General features: G+C 70.1%; 17 protein-coding genes and 2 pseudogenes. 4 read left to right on the plus strand and 15 right to left on the minus strand.

The window, feature by feature from the left end; all coding sequences use genetic code 11:
- Window positions 1-8: 8 nt before the first annotated feature.
- The 4 genes from AB0H81_RS05775 to purD all read right to left on the minus strand — a co-directional run bounded on the left by AB0H81_RS05775 (window position 9) and on the right by purD (window position 4,926).
- Window positions 9-1,298 carry a GTP cyclohydrolase IIa gene (locus AB0H81_RS05775; protein ID WP_358369766.1) on the minus strand — a complete coding sequence of 430 codons (1,290 nt, stop codon included), beginning with the start codon at window positions 1,296-1,298 and terminating at the stop codon, window positions 9-11.
- A 201-nt stretch (window positions 1,299-1,499) separates the two neighbouring features.
- Complete coding sequence (gene murA, locus AB0H81_RS05780; RefSeq protein ID WP_358369769.1) at window positions 1,500-2,768, minus strand: UDP-N-acetylglucosamine 1-carboxyvinyltransferase; 1,269 nt, start codon at window positions 2,766-2,768, stop codon at window positions 1,500-1,502.
- An 83-nt stretch (window positions 2,769-2,851) separates the two neighbouring features.
- Window positions 2,852-3,688 (minus strand): phosphoribosylaminoimidazolesuccinocarboxamide synthase, encoded by an 837-nt coding sequence (locus AB0H81_RS05785; RefSeq protein WP_358369771.1) that lies wholly within the window; start codon window positions 3,686-3,688, stop codon window positions 2,852-2,854.
- Window positions 3,688-4,926, minus strand: a complete 1,239-nt coding sequence (gene purD, locus AB0H81_RS05790; protein ID WP_358369773.1) for a phosphoribosylamine--glycine ligase — start codon at window positions 4,924-4,926, stop codon at window positions 3,688-3,690. The genes AB0H81_RS05785 and purD overlap by 1 nt, the downstream gene beginning before the upstream one ends.
- 553 nt (window positions 4,927-5,479) lie before the next feature.
- Here purD and corA point away from each other — a divergent pair.
- Window positions 5,480-6,490: a magnesium/cobalt transporter CorA gene (gene corA, locus AB0H81_RS05795; RefSeq protein ID WP_358369775.1), complete on the plus strand. Its 1,011-nt coding sequence runs from the start codon at window positions 5,480-5,482 to the stop codon at window positions 6,488-6,490.
- 325 nt (window positions 6,491-6,815) lie between these two features.
- Here the strand turns inward: corA and AB0H81_RS05800 are convergent, their stop codons facing one another.
- The 10 genes and pseudogenes from AB0H81_RS05800 to AB0H81_RS05845 all read right to left on the minus strand — a co-directional run bounded on the left by AB0H81_RS05800 (window position 6,816) and on the right by AB0H81_RS05845 (window position 13,365).
- Window positions 6,816-7,316, minus strand: a complete 501-nt coding sequence (locus AB0H81_RS05800) for a nuclear transport factor 2 family protein (protein ID WP_358369777.1) — start codon at window positions 7,314-7,316, stop codon at window positions 6,816-6,818.
- 426 nt (window positions 7,317-7,742) lie between these two features.
- Window positions 7,743-8,642, minus strand: a complete 900-nt coding sequence (locus tag AB0H81_RS05805) for a hypothetical protein (protein ID WP_358369779.1) — start codon at window positions 8,640-8,642, stop codon at window positions 7,743-7,745.
- Window positions 8,633-8,953 carry a hypothetical protein gene (locus AB0H81_RS05810; RefSeq protein ID WP_358369782.1) on the minus strand — a complete coding sequence of 107 codons (321 nt, stop codon included), beginning with the start codon at window positions 8,951-8,953 and terminating at the stop codon, window positions 8,633-8,635. The genes AB0H81_RS05805 and AB0H81_RS05810 overlap by 10 nt, the downstream gene beginning before the upstream one ends.
- 4 nt (window positions 8,954-8,957) lie before the next feature.
- The gene (locus tag AB0H81_RS05815) at window positions 8,958-9,293 is read right to left on the minus strand and encodes a hypothetical protein (RefSeq protein ID WP_358369784.1); all 336 of its coding nucleotides are present in this window, start codon (window positions 9,291-9,293) and stop codon (window positions 8,958-8,960) included.
- A 198-nt stretch (window positions 9,294-9,491) separates the two neighbouring features.
- Complete coding sequence (locus tag AB0H81_RS05820; protein ID WP_358369786.1) at window positions 9,492-9,968, minus strand: MarR family transcriptional regulator; 477 nt, start codon at window positions 9,966-9,968, stop codon at window positions 9,492-9,494.
- A 210-nt stretch (window positions 9,969-10,178) separates the two neighbouring features.
- A pseudogene (locus AB0H81_RS05825) lies at window positions 10,179-10,350 on the minus strand (IS5/IS1182 family transposase); the annotation flags it as partial.
- Window positions 10,351-10,446: 96 nt separating this feature from the next.
- The gene (locus AB0H81_RS05830; RefSeq protein WP_358369789.1) at window positions 10,447-11,499 is read right to left on the minus strand and encodes a CU044_5270 family protein; all 1,053 of its coding nucleotides are present in this window, start codon (window positions 11,497-11,499) and stop codon (window positions 10,447-10,449) included.
- Entirely contained in the window at window positions 11,496-12,047 is a 552-nt protein-coding gene (locus tag AB0H81_RS05835) for an RNA polymerase sigma factor (RefSeq protein WP_358369792.1), read from the minus strand. Before AB0H81_RS05835 ends, AB0H81_RS05830 begins: the two co-directional genes overlap by 4 nt.
- Window positions 12,048-12,243: 196 nt before the next feature.
- A complete protein-coding gene (locus tag AB0H81_RS05840; protein WP_358369794.1) occupies window positions 12,244-12,732 on the minus strand; it encodes an SRPBCC family protein in 489 nt (162 codons plus the stop codon).
- A 150-nt stretch (window positions 12,733-12,882) separates the two neighbouring features.
- Window positions 12,883-13,365 (minus strand): Lrp/AsnC family transcriptional regulator, encoded by a 483-nt coding sequence (locus AB0H81_RS05845; protein ID WP_358369796.1) that lies wholly within the window; start codon window positions 13,363-13,365, stop codon window positions 12,883-12,885.
- 35 nt (window positions 13,366-13,400) lie between these two features.
- On the opposite strand from AB0H81_RS05845, the gene AB0H81_RS05850 reads away from it, so the two are divergent.
- Window positions 13,401-14,327, plus strand: a complete 927-nt coding sequence (locus AB0H81_RS05850; RefSeq protein WP_358369798.1) for an EamA family transporter — start codon at window positions 13,401-13,403, stop codon at window positions 14,325-14,327.
- Window positions 14,315-15,295, plus strand: a complete 981-nt coding sequence (locus AB0H81_RS05855; protein ID WP_358369801.1) for an aldo/keto reductase — start codon at window positions 14,315-14,317, stop codon at window positions 15,293-15,295. Before AB0H81_RS05850 ends, AB0H81_RS05855 begins: the two co-directional genes overlap by 13 nt.
- 44 nt (window positions 15,296-15,339) lie before the next feature.
- Here AB0H81_RS05855 and AB0H81_RS05860 read toward each other — a convergent pair whose 3' ends face one another.
- The gene (locus AB0H81_RS05860) at window positions 15,340-16,095 is read right to left on the minus strand and encodes a helix-turn-helix domain-containing protein (protein ID WP_358369803.1); all 756 of its coding nucleotides are present in this window, start codon (window positions 16,093-16,095) and stop codon (window positions 15,340-15,342) included.
- 244 nt (window positions 16,096-16,339) lie between these two features.
- Between AB0H81_RS05860 and AB0H81_RS05865 the strand changes: the two are divergent.
- Window positions 16,340-16,611: pseudogene (locus AB0H81_RS05865) on the plus strand (hypothetical protein); the annotation flags it as partial.

Consider the following 16,611-nt stretch of genomic DNA (forward strand, 5'->3'; position numbering starts at 1 on the left):
CAAATCGGTCAGCGAGGACCGAGTTTCTCCACTATCAGCCGGTACAGCTGGCGCGGGCGCCCCGGCTGCGGCGTGCGGTTCGGCGGAAGCGGCCACGCGAGTCCCTCGTCAACCAGCGTGCGCAGCAACCGTCGAGCCGTGCGCGGCGTGACGCCGAGCATCTTGCCCGCGCCCTCCGCGTCCACCACCGTGTCCCCGCCCTCCAGCTTGGCCGCCAGCCGGGCCAGCACCTCCACGCCCTTGGGCTTGAGCGTGCCGGCGCCCGTCGGCGGCATCCGGGGCGCGGGGATGAGCGCTCGGCCCTCGCGGTCCACGGCGAACCCCTGGGCCTGCTTGCCCGCCTGCGTCCGGGCCAGCGCCGCGCGCGCGTGCGCCTCCGCGTCGTGCGCCGTGCGGCCCATGCCCACGCCCACCTCGACGGCCAGCCCCAGTTCCTCGCGGATCCTGGAGGCGAAGGGCAGCACCCTGAAGCCGTCGGTCGCCGCCGTGATCGAGCCCCGGGTCGCCGTGACCAGGTAGCTGTGATCGTCGATCGGCCACACCGTGGCGTTGATGCGGTTCGCCTCCTGCACCAGCAGCCGGTGCAGCGACAGCCGCAGCTCGTCGCGCCAGTAACGCGGCGCGGCGCGGCGCACCGGCTCGCGCAGCGTCGGCACCTCCACCAGCACCACCGTGAGCTGCGACTCCTCCAGCCTGTGGTGCGCGCCGAGCAACGCGGCCGTGTGCAGCGCGCTGCGCACCGCCGCCGACGTGGGCCTGATCCTGATGACCGGAACCCCCGCCGTCTGCAGGCGGTCGGCCACCGCCGGTAAGCACGTCAGCGCTCCCGTGGTGGCCCCCTGTCTGTTCAGGCGCTCGTGGTAGGCCGCGATCGTGCCGGTGGCCCCCGGCTCGTCGCGGCTGTGCACGTCGGACGCGGGAATGCCGAGGTCGGTGTACGCCTCCTCCACGTCCGCACGTGACACCACGTCGATGCTCACCCGCTGTGGTTCGATGCGCGGATCCAGTGCAGCCTTGGCCAGCGCGGCCACCAGTGCCGCGCCGCCCAGTTGCACGTACGTCGCCGGCATCGTCAGCACACCCGAACGCCTGGCCAGGTCATAGGGGACCGGGCTGGCGAACAGGCACGCGTCCACGCCGGGACCGAGCCGTGTCACCTTGTCGGGCGCCTCCTGTTCATCGCGGTACGCGGCGGCCACGAGGCGACAGGGCAGTGGCGCGGCGGCGTGCCCCATCAACATGACGCGCTCGACCAGATCGTGGGGCCCGACCACGCCAATGGTGAGGTCCGGTGTCATGGCGCCCGGGCGCGACACTCGGGTTGTTTCTTCGGCCCTCTCGACCAATGTTCGTCCCATCCTGCCGTAACTTGCAGTGCTCTCTTTTGGAACGATCGCTCGCGAGGGCCGTAATGTCACGCCCGACTTTTCCGGAAAGTGCTTCAGGTTGGCCGCGACGCAACCAGTCTTGGCAGCTCAGGGACTATTTCCCGGCCATTTTCAACCTTCAGAAATCTCTCGTGTAATGTCCGCTCCGAGCGCCCGCATTCGGTCGGCGAGATGCGCGTGGCCGCGGTCGATGAGGTATCCCGACTCGATGAGGGTCTCGCCCTCGGCCGCGAGTCCCGCGAGCACCAGTGCGATGCCCGAGCGGAGGTCGTGCGCGGTCACCCGCGCGCCCGTCAGCGGGGTGGCCCCGCGCACGATCGCGCGGCTGCCGTCGACCTCCACGTCGGCGCCCATCTTGTTCAGCTCGCCGGCCAGCGCGAAGCGGCCGTCGAAGATGCGCTCGTGGATGTAGCTGGTGCCGTCGGCCAGCGCCGCGACCGTCATCATGGGTGACTGGAGGTCGGTGGCGAAGCCGGGGTAGGTGTCGGTGATGATGTTGATCGGGCGCAGCGGCCGGCGGTCGCAGCGCACGTTGAGCACCGCGCCCTGCCGGGCGAAGTCGACGCCCATCTGCTCCAGCTTGTAGCGGACCACGCCCAGGTCGAGGCCGGTGCCGACGAGGCTCAGCTCACCGCCGGTGATGGCCGCCGCCATCGCGAACACGCCCGCGTCGAGCCGGTCGGGCATCACGGTGTGCTCGACGGCGTGCAGCTCCTCGACGCCCTCGACGGTGATGAACCCGGTGCCGCCGCCGCTGATGCGGGCGCCCATCTTGGTCAGCATGTCGATGACGTCGAGGACCTCGGGCTCCAGGGCGGCGTTCTCGATCACGGTGGTGCCCTTGGCCAGGGCGGCGGCCATGATGAGGTTCTCGGTGCCGGTGTGGGACGGCGTGTCGAGGTAGAGCGTGGCGCCGGTCAGGCCGGACGCCTTGACGTGGATGACGGTCTCGCCCTCGTCCACGACCGCGCCGAGACGCTTGTAGCCGAGGTAGTGGAAGTCGAGGTTGCGGCTGCCCAGGTTGCAGCCGCCGACGCCCTCGACGATCGCCTCGCCCAGCCGGTGCAACAGCGCGGGGGTGAAGAGCACGGAGCCGCGGAAGCGCCGGGCGATCTCGGCCGGGAGCACCGCGCTGTCGAGCCGCGAGGCGTCGATGACCAGCGTGCGCTCGGCCTCGTGCAGCTCCACGTGGGCGCCCACGACCTCGGCCAGCTCGACGGCCCGGCGCACGTCCTCGATGATCGGCACGTTGCGCAGGACCGTGCGGCCCTTGGGCACGAGCAGAGCGGCGCCGATCATGGGCAGCACGGCGTTCTTCGCGCCCTGGATGAAGGCGGTTCCACGCAGGGCGTTGCCACCGCGCACGCGGTAACGGACCATTTCCGGCGGCTCCTCGGAAGTCATCGGTTGGGGGCGGGGGACCGGGCCAACAGTAGCCGCTCGCACCCCGTGCCCCGGCCGAATCACCCGTTAAAGGAACGGCCGGTGATGCGTTCGTACGCTTCCAGGTAGCGCTGTCTCGTCTGCTCGACCACCTTGTCCGGAAGAGGGGGCGGCGGGTTACCGGAGGATTTGTCCCATCCCGATTCGGGCGACATTAGCCAATCGCGGACAAATTGCTTATCGAATGACGGTTGTGCGCGGCCGGGCGTCCATCCGTCCGCGGGCCAGAACCGCGACGAGTCGGGGGTCAGCACCTCGTCGCCGAGCGTCAGCACGCCGTCGGAGTCCCAGCCCAGCTCGATCTTGGTGTCGGCGAGGATGATGCCGCGCTCCCGCGCGATCTCCGCGCCGCGCGTGTAGACGGCCAGCGTGATGCGGCGCAGCTCCTCCGCCGTCTCCGCGCCCACCTCCGCCACGACCTGCTCGTACGAGATCGGCTCGTCGTGCTCGCCCACCGGCGCCTTGGTCGAGGGCGTGAAGACCGGCTCCGGCAGCCGGGAACCGTCCTCCAGGCCCTCGGGCAGCGGCACCCCTGACACCGCGCCGTCGCGCCGGTAGTCGGCCAGGCCGCCGCCCGCCAGGTAGCCGCGGGCCACGCACTCCACCGGCACCATGCGCAGCGGCCGGCACAGCACGCTGCGCGCGTCGGGACCGGGCGCCACGACGTGGTGGGGCACCACGTCGGCGAGCTGCTCGAACCACCACAGCGACAACTGGGTGAGGATGGCGCCCTTGTCGGGGATGGGCGTCTCCAGCACGTAGTCGAAGGCGGACATCCGGTCGGAGGCGACCATGAGGAGCAGCCCTTCGGGCGTCTCGTACAGGTCGCGCACCTTGCCCGAGTGCAGATGCTTCATCACATGTCCTCCGCGCCCGTGCGGGCGATGTCGGTGCGGTGGAAGGAGCCGCGCAGCCGGATCCGCGCCACCAGGTCGTAGGCGTTGCGCCGCGCGGTGCGCTGGTCGGGACCGGTGCCGACGACACTGAGCACCCGCCCGCCGTCGGAGACCACCTCGCCGTCCACCCGCCGCGTGCCCGCGTGGATCACGTACGCCCCGTCCGTCGGCTCCAGCCCGTCGATCGGGTCGCCCTTCGTCGGCGCCACCGGGTAGCCCTCGGCCGCCACCACCACGGTCACCGCGGACCCGTCACGGAAGGCGGGCGCGGGATGCTCGGCCAGCGTGCCCGTCGCGCAGGCCAGCAGCAGCCCGCCGAGCGGCGTCTCCAGCCGGTCGAGCAGCACCTGCGCCTCCGGATCGCCGAAACGCGCGTTGAACTCCACGACCTTCGGCCCCTTGGCGGTCAGCGCCAGGCCGACGTACAGCACGCCCTGGTACGGCAGGCCCCGCCCGGCCAGCTCGCCGATCGTCGGGTGGACGACCTCCCGCATCACCTGCTCGGTCAGCCCCTCGGGCGCCCAGGGCAGCGGCGTGTAGGCGCCCATGCCGCCCGTGTTGGGGCCCTGGTCGCCGTCGTAGGCGCGCTTGAAGTCCTGGGCGGGCTGCAGCGCCACCGCGGCCTTCCCGTCGCACAACGCGAACAGCGACACCTCCGGCCCGTCGAGGAACTCCTCGACCACCACCCGCTCGCAGGCCCGCGCGTGCTCCAGCGCCAGGTCGCGATCGTTCGTCACGACCACGCCCTTGCCGGCGGCCAGCCCGTCGTCCTTGACCACGTACGGGGCGCCGAACTCGTCGAGCGCCGCGGCCGCCTCCTCCGGCGTCGCGCAGGTGCGGGCCCGCGCCGTGGGAACCCCGGCGGCGGCCATGACGTCCTTGGCGAACGACTTCGAGCCCTCGATCATCGCCGCGTCGCGGGACGGCCCGAAGCACGGGATCCCGGCGCCGCGCACGGCGTCGGCCACCCCGGCCACCAGCGGCGCCTCGGGCCCGACGACGACCAGGTCGGCGCCGATCCGCGTGGCCAGTCCGGCCACCTGCCCGGGGTCGGTGGGGGTGACGGCGTGCAGGGTGGCGACCTCCTCGATGCCCGGATTGCCCGGGGCGCAGTGGAGGTCGGTGACGTGGGGGTCGAGCTTGAGCGAGCGGCACAGGGCGTGCTCACGCCCGCCGGATCCGATGACTAGTACGCGCACGCGCCCATTCTCGCAGCTACCGCCATCCGCCCGGCTTGTGGGCGGCTGGTGGCGGCTTGCGGGTGGTGGCTTCACGGCATGCGGAGCGGCGGCTTCGCGGCGGCTTCGTGGCGGCGGGAACCGGGGCGCTTTCCGCCGCCTGCGGCCGGGCACTCGAATGACGGGAAAGGAGGCCGACTGTTGGTGAGCTTCTCCCTACTGGCGGGGGTGCCACCCGGGTATCGTCGGTCTGGTTCCCCCTGCCTGTGGTAACTTAGGGCGGCTATGTGCGTCTCGTGTGATTGGAGGTGGTCCGGGATGAATCCTGGTGATCCCAGCAGTACGTGCTCGTTCACGTACACCCCATGTACCCCCGACCACTCCAATCCGGCAGCCTGATCGTGCCTCCACGCATTTGCATTGATTGAGGTGACCTTTCGTCGCGCGTGGAGCGTGCCAGGTCGGGCGGAAAGGGACCGCCATGCGCTCGTCCACGCTTTTCCGTCGCATCAACCGTCACCCTGTCCAGCCACACCCGCAGCGCGGGCTCGCCAAGCAGCTGCCTGAGGTGCGCGTGCCCCACTCCATCGTCGAGTACGGCGCGTACATCGACGGCGTGAAGAGCGGGGCCGTCGGCATCCCCGAGTCGCTCCGGCTCGTCCGCGAGCACAACGCCGCCGCTGCCAAGCCCGGCGCCTTCCTCTGGGTCGGCCTGCACGAGCCCGAGGCGCCCGAGGTCGAGTGGCTGGCCGAGGTCTTCGGCCTGCACCCGCTGGCCGTCGAGGACGCCGTCAAGGCCCACCAGCGTCCCAAGGTGGAGCGCTACGGCGACTCCCTGTTCATGGTCCTCAAGACCATCGCCTATCTGGACCACGACGAGCTCACCGCCACCAGCGAGATCATCGCGACGGGCGAGATCATGGTGTTCCTGGGCGCGGACTTCGTGGTGACCGTACGGCACGGCGAGCACTGCCCCCTCACCGAGGTCCGCGAGCGCCTCGAAGAGCGGCCCGAGCTGATCGAGCGCGGCCCGGCCGGCGTGCTGCACGCCATCTCCGACCACGTCGTCGACCGCTACCTCCAGGTGGCCGACCTCATGCAGATGGAGCTGGAGGAGGTCGAGGCCACGGTCTTCGCCGACGTCAGCTCCCGCGACATCAACCGCATCTACCAGCTCAAGCGGGAGATGATCGAACTCAAGCGGGCGGTCACGCCGCTCCAGCACCCCATGGCGGCCCTCCCGCAGCGACGCGTCATCCCCTCGGAGATGCGCGAGTACTTCCGTGACGTCGGCGACCACCTCTCCCGCGTGTGCGAGCAGGTCGAGTCCTCGAACGAACTGTGCAGCTCCATCCTCCAGGCCGCCCTGGCCCGCTCGAACGCCCTCGCCAACGAGGACATGCGCAAGATCTCGTCCTGGGTCGCCATCCTGGCCGTCCCGACGATGATCGCCGGCATCTACGGCATGAACTTCGACTTCATGCCCGAGACCAAGCAGGTCTGGGGCTACCCGGCGGTCCTGGCGGTCATGATCACTGCCTGCGTCGTGCTGCACAGGGGCTTCCGCCGCAACGGCTGGCTCTGAGCTGCTCGTAAAGGCCGCACAAGGCCCTCGCTCCGCTCGGACGCCCCACCGGGGGCTTCGCCCCAGGTGGGGGCCTACCGGTCCCCACGCCCCCGGTCCCCGGTCATCCCGATCCCGCACCATTCCACGGACCCCGCACGAAGGTGCTCGAAGAAGATCGGCCACGAGCGGGGGCATGCGTCCGAAGTCGCACAGTCACAGGTTCGCGAAGGACGCGCCTGAAAGCCGAGGACACGCCTGAAAGCCGAGGACGCGCCGGAAGTCGTGGGTCTTGCCGTGAAGGCGTGTCCTGGGCGGCGCGGACAGCCGGCCGAGCACGTCCGGGTCACGTATCGGCGTCACCCGGCCGGCACGCGTCGGAGACGGCTTGAGGATCCCAGTAGAACGGGCGGCATTCGAGCATGCGCCCGTCCCTGACAGTGATCAGCTGCACGATCAAGGTGTCGACCTCCTGGCCGGTGGCGCGGGCGCGAAAGCGCACCCGGTTCCGCACCACCACGGTGTCCTTGTCGCCCCAGTGCTCCTGTTCCAGGAACTCCATCGACTCCCAGACCTCGCTGAAACGGGCCAGGAACCGCTCCATGCCGTCATGGCCGCGCCACGTTCCGGTGCCCGTGAAGGGGAGCCCGGGAGCCTGATGCAGGACCACCTCCGGATCAAGGTGCTCGGCGACACGCTCATAGCCGGCATGACCGAGCCCACCCGCGGCCACATACGCGGCCTCGGCCGCGTAGAACCTCTGCATCACCGTCCAGGCGTCGATCGGTGACTGCTCGTCCGCCCGCGAACCGCCGGCGCGATCCCCTGCCAAGTCCGTTGCGCTCATGACACCAGCATCACCAGCCAGTGCAGCCGCCGCCGGCGGCAATCAGACCTCCAACACGACGGGAGGCTCAGCCCGCGTCCTCCCGCAGCTCGACGGTCGCCGACCGATAGGCCTGGGCGACGCGGGTGAACATGCCCAGCAGCACCGGCACCCGCTCCGCCCGGCGATCTTCTTCAGATGCCGCCTGGACGCCGCGCGGGCGGCGTCGTGGTCGGCCATGTTGTCCTCGGCCGGCTCGACGGTGACCGTGCGCCGGTCGCGTTCCCCGCGTACCCGCCGCGCGTAGCCCGCCCCCTCCAGTCAGTCGATAAGCCGGGTCGTCGAGGCGGGCGGCAGCCCCAGCCGTGGTGGGTTGGGGCGGCCTGGTTCCGGCCCGCCAGGCGCGGGCCTCGGGTGAGTGCTCGGGCCGCCCGCGTGCCGTCCCGCTCAGGGGTCGAGAGCCTCGCGCACGACCACGCGGTCCTTCTCCTTCTCCGCGTGTGACAGCTCCCGGTAGGGCAGTTGCTGCTCTGGAGGGGCCCACTCGCCGTTGCGGCGCAGCCAGGCGACGTGCACCTTCTCGCTGGCCGTCTCCATGAACTCGTCACTCGTCAGGTCATCCCCGCGCTTGCGCGCGTCCGACACCAGCCGGACGGCCACGGTCGCCGACTCCTTGTTCTCCTTCTGCCAGTCGGCGGGCAGGTCCCGGTAGCGGGTATTGGCGATGTCGACCTGGTCGGTGCCGTTGCGGCGGATCCACGCCTGGTCCGTGGTCGGCTTGATCCGCGGCTCGTAGCCGCCCCCGGGCAGCCGGCGTGAGGCTCGCCACGTGTCGTGCAGGCGCCCGGCCACGGTGTCGATCCGGCGGGCCTGCGGCGATTTGAGCAGGGCCGCGAAGATGCGTCCGATCCGGCTCAGAGCGTCGCGGAGCAAGGTCATGTACCGCCGGGCCAGGACGGTCACGCGGGGCAGCAGGTGCGGCGCGAAGGCGACGGCGGCGACGGCGGCCACGGCGGCGGCGGCGACCAGCGTGCCGATCCACTCGACGAGGTGCTGAGAGACGACCAGCCCGGCGGCCGCCACGGTGAAGCGGTCGGCCAGATCGGCCGTCTGGTGCTGCGGCCCGCCATCGCCTGTCAGGTAGGCGTGCGCCACGTCCGCCGCCGGGCCCTCGTTCGCGCTCGCCAGTCGGGTGGCGGGGCCGCTGTCCTGCAGCAGCAGCCGGTGGTGGCGCGCGGCCCCGGCGAGCACGGCGGCGTGCTGGCCGAGCAGGGCGGTGTCGGGCAGGGGAGGGATGCCGAGGATGCCGAGGCCCGTGACGACCACCGGGTCGCTCATCAGGCCCATGTCCGGTCCTCCCGCACAGCCTCGACGCCCGCCTCGGCGGCCTGCTCGGCCAGCGTGTTGACCTCGGCCATGACGACCTGACCGTCACGGGAGTGGCGAAGGTGCTCGCCGAGCCGGTCGCAGTCCTCCAGCAGAGCGTGCCTGAACTCCTGATATGGCATGGAGAACTCCTCGTAGGGCAGTGGGCTCACCTCGGTCCACTCGGCCCGCAGGCCGGCGCCGAAGGCGGCGTACTCGTCCGCCAGCGTCCCGAAGCGGCGTCCGGAGGCCCGCCGGCCGTCGGCGTCGATCGTCACCTCGTTCGGGTCCATCGGCCTACCTGCCTTCGAGCCGGCGCACGGTCTCGTCCAGCGTCGACACCAGACGGTCGAAGTCGTGGACCGCCTGGAGCTCCATCTGGTCCAGTCGCTGGACCAGGGACTCAGGGGCGGGTCCCGCCGCCGTGTCCGCCGTGTCCGCCGCGTCGGCGGCCCTGCTCAGATGGTGCCGTTGGGCCGCCCGGACGGCGGCGACGACCTGCTCGGCTAGGTCCTGCGAGCCGTTCCGCAGCACGCGGGGATCGAGGCGCAGCGCCTCCAGCAGGCCGTCGTCACCGACCGTCGCGACCACCGGCTCGTCGGCCGAGGCGGCGGAGGAGCGCTGCCGAGCCATGGGAACCTCCCGCAGTCTTCGATCATGGTTGTCCCGTAGGATAGGCGAAGCATGATCGACGCCGCAGGCTGGCCATGAAGCTTCTTCAGGATCAGCTCAATGGCCTGGTCAGGCCTCTCCGCGCCCGCCGCGCGGGCGGCCTGACGCCACGGTCCCGTGTCCTGGCCGCTCCCTGGGCGCCCGGGAGAGCGACGGGTGTCACCGCTGGTCGTGCTCCTGGAGGGCGCGTTCCAGTTGTCGTTCGTACAGTTCCCGGGACCGCCGCAGGAACCCGGCCAGCAACTCCAGGTCGGCGGCCGTGTAATCGCGCATCAGGGTCTCGCCTTCCGTGACGAACGGCCCGTACAGCTCCCATGCCTTCTGGCGAGCCGCGTCGGTGAGCCGGATCAGGACCTTGCGGCGGTCGGTGGGGTCGGGGCAACGGGTCAGGTAGCCGAGGCGTTCCAGTCGGTCGATCATCGCGGTCACGCTCCCGGTGGTGAGCCCCACCTCGGCCCCTAGCCGGCTCGGGGTCAGCTCTCCGTGCTGGTTGAGCAGCTCCAGGCAGCGCAGGTCGGTCCGGTTGACGCGGAGGAGCTTCGCCGCCGCCTCGTCGTAGGCGTCGACGGCCGCCTGCATCGCCTCCATCTCCTCGGCGACGTTCCGGCGGAGCGCGTCCCACGTTTCTCTTGGCATTCAAGCCTCTCGACCATCAACCTAAATATGTCTTGAACACCAAGATATATGGCTGTCGAGAGGGAGGCGACGGTTGTCGTCCCCGAAGCGCTTGCGTCACCACCATGGAGAGACCCGCGATGACCACCCAGCCTCGGACCCAGACCCGGAATGCCACGACCGCACAGGAAGGCGCGCAGGTGTGGGTAGTCGTAAACCCTTGCCGAGCCCGTCCAGGGGGATCCGGTACAGCTTGGCCCACACCTGAGCTCGGCTCCACCGGCGGCGACTGCCGCCACGCGCAACCCGTCGTGGCGGCGTGCACAATCGCCGCCAAGATCGTCCGACCGTCTCCTCGCCGTCGTCCGCCACCTTGCGGCCGGGTCGGCGTGGGCGGGACCACGCGCTAGGACAGCTCCCGCAGCTCGTCAGGCACGAGTCGTTGGAGGAAGGCATCCAGCGGATGACCTGACGATCGACAGCCGCATGAGTGGCGGTCCTAGCAGGTCGCCGCCTCGGAAGCGTCGGCCGGGACCTCGGGCATGGAATGGACGATCTTGGTTTCCACTACTGCGGCGGCGTACTCCTGCTTCTCCGGGCCCCCATCCGGAGGCGCGGTCAGGAAACTCCAGCCGAGGAAGCGGTAGGTGCCGGGCTCGAAGATCAATTCCGCGCGCTCCCAGCCCTCTGGGCCTTGATATCTGATCGAGGCGCCGATGCCCTTTCGCCCGGCCAGGTCGGTGAGGTCGGTGCGCACGGTCGCGGCGGGCATCCGGGACAGCGCGCTGAGCACCGCCGCACGCACGCCGGGGCCGGGGAAGGGGTTACCGGCCAGGGTGACGAGACGGCTCATCACCGTGCGCTCGATGAGCCCCTTGATGTGGTCCTCGCTGGGCGGTGCCGCGCCGGGCTCGGGCCGTTCGCTCCTGACCGAGGCCTCGGCGTCGGCGCGAATCCGGGCCAGCAACCGGTCCGGGTCGGAGGGCAGGTTGCCGCCACCGGTCGGCGAGAGCACGTTAACGGCGCACTTCCCGGCACGCTGGACCTCTACCGTGCCCGGGGTCTGCACACTGGCCGGGACCTGACCGGCCAGCGCGCGCGACTTGCCGTAGGTGAGGCGGGTCAGCGCGCCATCGGGGTCGGCGGCGGGAATCCAGTACTCGCGGTTGATCTCCTGCGTGACCTCAGAACGGCTGTCGCGACCCCATACGGTCATCCTGCTCTGGTCCGTGCGGTTGACGTAGAGGATCTGCCCCGGCTGTGGCGCTTGTTGCCGGCCGGTGGCCGTGGCCGCCTCCTGGAGCAGGGCCGCCGCGTTGGCCGGGATCTCACCACCGTCGGCACCGGCCAGGAAGGCGGCTGTGGCGACGGATGCCGCCAGGCCGACCGCGGCCGCCCTGAGCAGGAAGCGGTGCTTGACCGGCCCAGTACGAGGCGTTCGTTCCGCCACCGCCTCGGCTGCGAGCAAGCCCTTCGCCTTTGCGGTGGCCGTGGCCGAGGGGCCGGGCAGCGCGTCGTGGAACGTCTTGATCGTCTGCAGGTCATCGGTCATGACGGCTCCTTGATGGTGATGTACGTGCGGAGTTTCCTGCGGGCCCGGTTGAGCCGCGAGCCGACGGTGCCGCGTGGGACGCCGAGCGCCTCGGCGATCTCCTCGTAGGTGAGCTGAGCGCAGGCCACCAGCAGCAGCACGGTCCGGTCACCAGGCGAGAGCGCGGCCAGACCGGCGGCCAGGCGCGGCTGCATGACGGCAGCCGCCACCCGCTGGACCACACGTTCGTCGTGGCTCACGACATCGGTGACCTCGGCACTCCTGGCCAAGGCGCGGTACCTGCGAGCCTCGGCGCGCCGATGGCCGTCCACCAGGTTGGAGGCGATGCCGTACAGCCAGGCGCGGGCATCCGGGCGGGACAAGTCGTATCGTGTACGGTCGCGAAAGGCCCGCAGGAACGTCTCCGCGGCGATGTCGTCCGCCGCCGATTCTCCGAGACGGAGGTGCACGTAGCGGTGGATGGCCTCGTGGTGCCGGTCGAACAGCGCGCCGAACCGGTCAGGATCGCGTAACGACACCTCGATGAGCTGTGCGTCGGTCTCGGCCATGGGCGGAGCCGACTGCGGAGGGAGAGCTGGCATGCCTGCCCTTCGGGGAAGAACCATGGACACGCCTACTTCGCCGTTCCTCTGATTCGTATTCACACCCGGCAGATCGTTACCACACCTGATCTTCTGTACTCGGCTTCGGCCGGCTGAGGGCGGGCTGTGAAGTTGCCCGCATTCGCTTCCGACTGGGCGAGGCTCAGCCTTCGGCTGCCGTCTTCAGCATGCGGAGCATGTCGTCGTGGCCCTGGCGGAGCTTGGCGTTGCTGTAGAAGAGCGTCAGCAGGGGGCCGGACATGGACTCCTCGATGGTCACGCGCGTCCGCCCGTCCGGGGTCTCGTCCAGCCGCATCCGGTCGATGGCCTTGAAGCAGCCCATCGCGACGCCGGTCCAGGTGAGTTCGCGCTCCGGCTCCACCACGGCGAAGGTGGACCTGATCGCCGATCCCCGGATGTTCCAGCGGAAGGTCGCGTCCGGCTTGATCTCGCCGAGTTCGACGACGTGCGCGTCCGAGCGCCAGTCCGGCCAGTTCCTCATGTCGGCGAGCAGCTTCCACACCTTGGCGGCGGGAGCGTCGATGAAGATCGAGGAGGAGGCCCTCAGGGGCGCGTTGTCGTCGAGCCGTCCCTTCTTGGCGTATTCCTCGTGCAGGCGCTCGATCGACGGGCCGGCGTAGAGAACCTTCATGACACTCCTTCAGAGCAGCGTTCCTTTATGAGAGCAATGCTCTCTCATAGGTATGGGTGTGTCAAGAGCAGTGCTCTCGTCAGAGACTGGGGCTCCAAAGGGGATTCCCGTCGGGCCCATGGGGAGAACCGCCCGAGGAGAGCCCGGGGCTCACTCCAGGGGCAGCGGCCGGCGCGGCACGGGCGCGGTGTGGATGAGAGACGTGGTCGTCTGGCCGTACGGGGTGAACAGGTCGAGGATCGGTTCGAGCTCGTCGACCGCCCGTAGGTGCATCGTGAAGTAGAAGCAGTCGTCGCCGGTCATTCTGTAGCACTCGACGATCTGGGGAACCTCCTGGGCGATCTTGGAGATACGGTGCAGTTCCCGGACCGCCGGACGGATGCGCACCATCACCGTGACCGGAAAGCCCACGGACCGCGGGTCGACCTCGGCGCGATAGCCGATGATCACTCCCGTCTCCTCCAGCCGCTGCACCCGATCGGCCACCGCGGGGGCCGACAGGGCCACCCGGCGGCCCAGTTCGGCGAAGCTCACTCTGGCGTCGACCTGCAGCTCGGCGAGAATACGAAGGTCGAGGGCGTCCAGGTCCTTGGATTCATATGCCCGCTCGGGTCTGATCCTTCGGTTCGCCATTCTCCCAACGTACTGGCCGGTCGACGATGGGGGGCATGCCGCTCACCGGCCCTCGCGCCGTCACGTTCGCGGCGCCTCCGTGGACCTACTTCATCGGGAGCGCCGTCTTCCACTACCTCGGTCCGGCGTTCGCCGTGCTCCTGTTCGCCCGGCTCGCCCCGCTCGGGGTCGCGGCGCTGAGGATCTGGAGCGCCGCGCTGGTTCTCGCGCTCTGGCGGCGTCCCTGGCGGACTCTCGCCCGGCTCGACGCCGAGGGGCGGCGTACGATCCTCGCCTGGGGCGCGGTGCTCGCGGCCATGAACGTCTGTTTCTATCTGGCGATCGCCCGCGTGCCCTTGGGAACCGTCGCCGCGATCGAGTTCCTGCCGGTCATCGTGCTGGCCGCGCTCGGTGCCCGCACGGCACGTAACCTCGTGGCACTCGTGGCAGCCGTCGGTGGCGCCTACGTGCTGACCGGCGTCCGGCTGGCCGGGGAGCCACTGGGGTTGGTGTTCGCCTTCGCCAACGCGGCGCTGTTCGCCGCCTACATCGTGCTGGCCCACCGTACGGCTCGGCGTCTGCGCGGCGTCAGCGGCATCGACGGGCTGGCCGCGGCCATGCTCGTGGCGGGCGTGTTCGTCGCGCCGGTGGGCGTCTGGCAGGCCGCTCCCGCGGTGATCGACCCGGTCACGCTCGCCGCCGGGATAGGGGTGGGGATCTGTTCGTCGGTGATCCCGTACGTGTGCGATCAGCTCGCCATGGCTCGCATGGCCCGCTCCACGTACGCGCTGCTGGTGGCGCTGCTTCCGGCCACGGCGACGGTCATCGGCATCGTGGTGCTCCGGCAGCTCCCCTCGTTCTCCGAACTCACCGGGATCGGGCTCGTGGTGCTGTCGGTCGCCCTCCACCGCGAGCTTCGGACTCCTCCGGCCGAGGAGAACGCCACACCCCCACAGGAAGGTAAGACAGCATGCGATATGTGAACCTGGGCTCGTCGGGACTGCGGGTCTCCCGGATCTGCCTGGGCATGATGACGTACGGCGACCCGGATACCTGGGAGTGGCTCCTGCGTGAGGACGCGGCCGAGCCCATCGTGCGGCGCGCCGTCGAGGCCGGTGTGACGTTCTTCGACACGGCCGACATGTATTCGGACGGCGCGAGCGAGGAGATCACCGGGCGGCTGCTCAGCAAGCTCTTCGCCCGCCGGGACGACTACGTACTCGCCACGAAGGTCTACTTCCCGACGGGGCCGGGCCCGAACGACCGCGGCCTGTCCCGCAAGCATGTGCTCGCCGCCATCGACGACTCACTGGCCAGGCTCGGAACCGACTACGTCGATCTGTACCAGATCCACCGCTGGGACCCCGAGACGCCGATCGAGGAGACCATGGAGGCGCTGCACGACGTGGTACGGGCCGGCAAGGCGCGGTACATCGGGGCCTCCAGCATGTATGCCTGGCAGTTCGCCAAGGCGCAGCACACCGCTCGGACGCGCGGCTGGACCAGGTTCGTGTCGATGCAGAACCACTACAACCTCGTATACCGGGAGGAGGAAAGAGAGATGATCCCGCTCTGCCTGGACCAGGGGGTGGGCGTCATCCCATGGAGCCCGCTGGCCCGCGGCCTGCTCACCGGGAGCCGCCACCGCGACAGCCGGCCGCGCACGGCCCGATCCGGCAGCGACCACCTGGCGGACAGCATGTACGAGGACGCGGACTTCGACGTCGTCGACGCGGTGCGTGCGGTAGCCGGCGAACGGGGCCTGCCTCCGGCGCAGGTCTCGCTCGCGTGGCTGCTCGGGAGACCGGGGGTGAGCGCGCCGATCGTCGGGGCGAGCAAGGTGGGTCATCTGGATGACGCGATCGCCGCGATGGACGTGTCCCTGAGCGAAGAGGAGACGACCCGCCTGGAGGCCCCCTACCGGCCGCACCAGATCATCGGGCACTCCTGACCGGAGGCTCGTCCTTTCATGGCTGTGACCATCGAGACCGCTGTCTATCCGCGCTCTGAACGTGGCTGGGCAGTGGGGCCCGAGGTCGCTTCGGCCTTCGTGTGGAGGACTTCGCGTGCCTGGTCCGCGGCGCGGGCCATGCTCTCGGAGACGAAGTCGAGGAAGCGGGCGATGTTCTCGAGGCGGGTGGCGGCCGGGGTGCCGGGGCCGAGGACGCCGACGCCCTGCCGTGCGGTCTCGGCGACCTGGGCGGTGCCGCGGACGCTGGCCATCATCGATTGGTACCAGACGTCGTCGTCGACGACGTAGCGCTCGCGGCGGCGTTCGTCGCGTTCCCGGCGGACGAGGCCCTGGCTTTCGAGGAACGCGATCGCCTTGGAGATGGTCGCCGGGCTGACCTGGAGGCGCTGGACGAGTTCGGACGCGGTGAGGCTGCCCGCGTCGTTGGTGCACAGGCAGGCCAGCACCCGGGCCATCATCTTGGGCGTGCCCGAAGCCATGAAGACGGTGGTGAGGGTCTCCTGGTAGTCGTGCACGGCCTCGGCGTCGCGTCCGTGGGGCTGGGGTGCTGACCCCGCCGCCTGGGGCGCGGCCTGCCTGCGCCGGTGGGTGCGGCGTTCGGTGGCGCGGTGGGCCAACTCGGCGCGGTAGGCGGTGGGGCCGCCGTTGCGCATCACCTCACGTGTGATCGTGGAGGTGGGGCGGTCGAGGCGGCGGGCGATCTCGGCGTAGGCCAGGCCGTCGGCCAGCCCCAGCGCGATCTGCTGGCGGTCCTGCTGGGTGAGCCTGCCTCCGGCCATCACGGTCTCCTCGTTGCTCCCGGGGTGGTCTCTGACGGCCCCAGCCTAGCGTTCACTTCCAATACAACGCAACGTCGACAGGGGTGGCGTTGCGTTAATCGGCATAGCCACCGCAACGATTTCCATGCGTTTACCTGCGAAGATGTCATACAAGCGCAACGAATGAGTTGCTGTAATCAGAAAGGCAACGTAGCGTTTGCGATGTCAGAAACGACATGGCGCAGCACAGCACAAGGAGCACATCATGCACACGTTCGACACCTCCGCCCCGATCACCGCCGTCCTGGACATCCCCGCCGGACGTGTCCAGGTCATCGCCGCCGACCGGGCCGACACCGTGGTCGAGGTCGGGCCCGCGAACGTCTCCAAGAGCCGCGATGTGAAGGCGGCCGAGCAGACCACGGTCGAGTACGCCGACGGTGTCCTGCGGATCAGGACCGCGACGAAGAACCAGTACCTCGGCCCCACCGGAGCCATCGAGGTGACGGTCAAGCTGCCCACCGGTTCGCACATCGA

Origin of the sequence: Nonomuraea sp. NPDC050691, assembly GCF_040654455.1 — a bacterium.
In the GTDB taxonomy this organism is placed as follows: domain Bacteria; phylum Actinomycetota; class Actinomycetes; order Streptosporangiales; family Streptosporangiaceae; genus Nonomuraea.